Below are 2,274 nucleotides of genomic sequence, written 5' to 3'. Positions count from 1 at the left end.
GAAGGCGTGCGGCCCCCTTGTGCTCAAGAACCAACCGAAGGGGACCGCCCCGCTTCCGTCCAGCCACCCACGCGCTGGGCGGAAGCGGCCCTCCCTGCGACGGCCTGCTGCCGTCCAGTGACGAGGTACGCGGACCGCGCCAGTGGCCCGCCTGCCCGAGTCCCCTGCAGAGGCAGTCGGGAGAAACCGACCCCACCGTCCCCTCCTGTCCCGTGGCAGCGCTCCTGACATGCGCCTTTGAGCTATCGCGATGCCTGACCTCCCGGCCCGCTCAGCCGGTGTATTTTCCCGGGCGGGCGCCTACGGTGACCACAAGGGCGTCTGCGGGAGATACTGGCGGCATGGCCGAGCAGTCCGTGTCTTTCCCCGTGCCGAACGCTTTCGACGTGCTGTGCGCGCAGTTGTCGGCGTACGGACTTTTCTGGCTCCGGCAAGAATTTCGTAGACGGAGATCAGGGCGAGACTCTGGCTATCGGGATGCAGGTCAGCGGGCATCCTCTCCTCGTGTGACAACGAACTGTTCGAGCTGTTACCGCACTTGACGTCGGTGGTCGTCGCCTCGGTGGACGCCACGGGCCCCACCGTGGTCATCCAGGCCCGCACTCACGGCGATGTGTCCGCGTGCTGTACGGGTTGCGGTGTCGTGAGCGACTGGGTCCACAGCCGCTATGTGCGCCACCTCGCCGATACCGCTCTCGGCGGCCGGCCTGTCCGCATCGACTTGAGCGTACGGCGCTTGTACTGCGAGAACCCGACCTGTATGAAGGTCACCTTCGCCGAGCAGGTCGACGGATTGACCGTGCGCTACCAGCGCCGCACTCCGTTACTTCAGCACCTGGTGGAGATTCTCGGCGTTGTCCTGGCCGGCCGCGGCGGTGCGAGGTTGCTGTGCATCCTGAACACGACGCTGTCGCGCACGAGTGTGCTGTTCCACCTGATGAGAGTGCCACTCCCGCCCGCGATCACATCGCGGGTGCTTGGCGTGGACGACTTCGCCCTATACGCGGGCACCTACGGGACCCTGCTGGTCGACGTCGGCACCCGGCTCCCGCTCACCCTGTGGGAGGGCCGCGACGCCCAGACGCTCAGCACCTGGCTCAGCGAGAATCCCGGCGTGGAAATCGTGTGCCGGGACGGCTCGCCCTCCTACCGGCAGGGCATCACCGCCGGCGCACCGGACGCGCTGCAGGTCAGCGACCGCTTTCATTTGTGGCAGGGGCTGTCCAGGCGGGTGCAGGAGATCGCCACCGCACACCGGAGCTGCTTGCCCGCCGCGACGCCCGATCCCGAACCTGTCATCCCTGAGCCTGCGCAGGCCAGGAACCCAGAGGCGGCCGATACGCCCGCCAGACGACACGCTAAGCGACTGTTCGAAGCGGTGCACGCGGTGACCGACACCGCCCGCGGCCGCAGCTACCACTCCATCGCCCGCGAACTCGGATTGAACCGGCGCACCGTCCGCAAGTATGCGCGGGCCACCACCTGGCAGGAATGCATCCGGCGTCAATACCCGCGCAGGCCCACACCGCTCGATCCGTATCTCTGCTATCTGCGCCAACGCTGGGACGAGGGCGAGCACAATGCCTTAGTCCTCCACCAGGAGATCGCCGCCAAGGGCTACCGGGGCCACTACCAGCAGGTGAAACTCGCTGTTCAACCCCTGCGTCGTGGGCTCCCCTTGGAAGAAGTGCACGAACGGGCAGCCACACCGCGGGAAGTCGCCCGCTGGATCGCTACCTCCCCTGACCAGCGTGGCCTTCACGTCCGTGAGCGGCTCTGCCGCCTCCTGGAACACTGCCCAGAACTACAGCGCACTCACGAGCTGGTCCGCGAGTTCGACACCATGCTCGATGCCCAGGACGCCGCCCTGCTGCCCGCCTGGCTCGACCGACTCACCGCCTCCGGCCTCCCGGCCCTGGCCAGCCTGGCCAAGTCCATCCGCGAAGACGAGGCAGCAGTCGTGCAGGGGATCACCACCTGCTTCAGCTCAGGGGTCAACGAAGGGCGCATCACCGACGTGAAGCTCCAGAAGAGAATCATGGGCGGGCGAGCCGGTATCCCCCTGCTCCGGCAACGAGTCGTTCTGATCGCACACCTCCGCCGCCGCTACCCACGCTGCAACCCACCTACCTCGCCCTGATCTCCGTCTACGAAATTCTTGCCGGAGCCACTTTTCTCTCCAGTTGCGTACGGACGAACGTCCCCAGCTCTGACCGCAGGCAGCGGCAGCAGGGCAGAGGATCTCGGTTGAGATCGATGCCCCAACCAGGGACA

The 2,274-nt window shown here is 66.8% G+C and carries 1 protein-coding gene; it reads left to right on the top strand.

Annotation, left to right across the window (positions count from 1 at the left end; all coding sequences use genetic code 11):
* Positions 1-547: 547 nt before the first annotated feature.
* Entirely contained in the window at positions 548-2,140 is a 1,593-nt protein-coding gene (locus tag ACWDZ7_RS42725) for an ISL3 family transposase (RefSeq protein WP_451804348.1), read from the top strand.
* Positions 2,141-2,274 lie beyond the last annotated feature (134 nt).

The sequence above is a fragment of the Streptomyces sp. NPDC003032 genome, from assembly GCF_053591415.1.
This window is presented reverse-complemented; position numbering and strand designations above follow the sequence as displayed.